At 39.3% G+C, this 1,230-nt stretch carries 2 protein-coding genes; both read left to right on the top strand.

The genetic code is table 11. The features are described from left to right. The coding region (locus AB0G52_RS41195; protein WP_361344442.1) for an HAD-IC family P-type ATPase at nucleotides 1-944 on the top strand (944 nt) is incomplete at its 5' end. Between the two features lie 155 nt (nucleotides 945-1,099). Next, nucleotides 1,100-1,230, top strand: a 131-nt coding sequence (locus AB0G52_RS41200; protein ID WP_361344446.1) for a YicC/YloC family endoribonuclease, incomplete at its 3' end; no start/stop codon positions are given.

The following is a 1,230-nucleotide window of genomic DNA, read 5'->3' on the forward strand; positions in this document are numbered from 1 at the left end:
GTCAGTCAAAAGTTCTTGAAGGTAAAGAGCTTGCAAATATGAGTGTGCAAGAATTAGAAGATGTCGTTGATCATGTTTCTGTTTTTGCAAGGGTATCGCCAGAGCATAAGCTTAAAATTGTTCAAGCCTTCCAAAACAGAGGACATATTGTCGCAATGACAGGTGATGGTGTCAATGACGCACCAGCAATTAAAACAGCAGATATAGGAATTGCAATGGGGATTACTGGTACAGATGTTGCCAAAGAAGCTTCTTCGCTTGTATTAATGGATGACAACTTCGCTTCCATTAAATCAGCCATTATAGAAGGAAGAAATATTTATGAAAACATTCGTAAGTTCATCCGGTATCTGCTCGCATCTAATGTCGGGGAAATTCTCGTTATGCTATTTGCAATGATTTTGGCGCTGCCATTGCCATTAGTTCCTATCCAAATACTTTGGGTCAACTTAGTGACAGATGGACTACCAGCGATGGCTCTAGGTCTTGATAGACCGGAAGATAATGTGATGAAGCGTGATCCGCGCAGTCCGAATGAAGGTGTATTTGCAAGAGGTCTGGGCTGGAAGGTCATTTCAAGAGGAATATTGATTGGACTTTCGACCATTGCTGCCTTTATGCTGGCATATAATGATAATCCAGATAATCTTGCATATGCACAAACTGTAGCCTTTGCAACACTAGTACTAGCGCAGCTCATCCATGTATTTGACTGCCGCAGTGAAAAATCAATATTGTCCCGCAATCCATTTGGAAACATGTATTTAGTTTGGGCTGTATTGTCCTCCCTATTGTTAGTGCTTGTTGTTATTTATGTACCGGCACTGCAAGGCATTTTCCATACTGTTGCCATTCAACCGAAGGATTGGCTGATGATATTAGGATTAGCTTCTGTTCCAACTTTTTTACTAGCAGGATCATTTTTGTTAAGTAAATCAAAATAAAATATGTTATAATCCAAAAGGTACTAGAGATAACTCTATGCCTTTTGTTTTTTTATGCGGATATCTCTAAAAAGAGCAACGGATTACATGGCAGCTGTACTAATTATGAAACTAATTGCCAATTAAATTGGATGTGTTAATATATGGTGAAAAGCATGACAGGCTATGGGGCAGGTTCACGAAAGGGTAATGGTATTTCCATTAGCGCTGAAATGAAGACAGTCAATCATCGGTTTTGTGAACAAATTGTTCGAATGCCTAAGCAATATTTGACACTGGAAGATGC

This window comes from Streptomyces sp. NPDC021562 (assembly GCF_040640875.1).
Classification (GTDB): Bacteria; Actinomycetota; Actinomycetes; order Streptomycetales; family Streptomycetaceae; genus Streptomyces.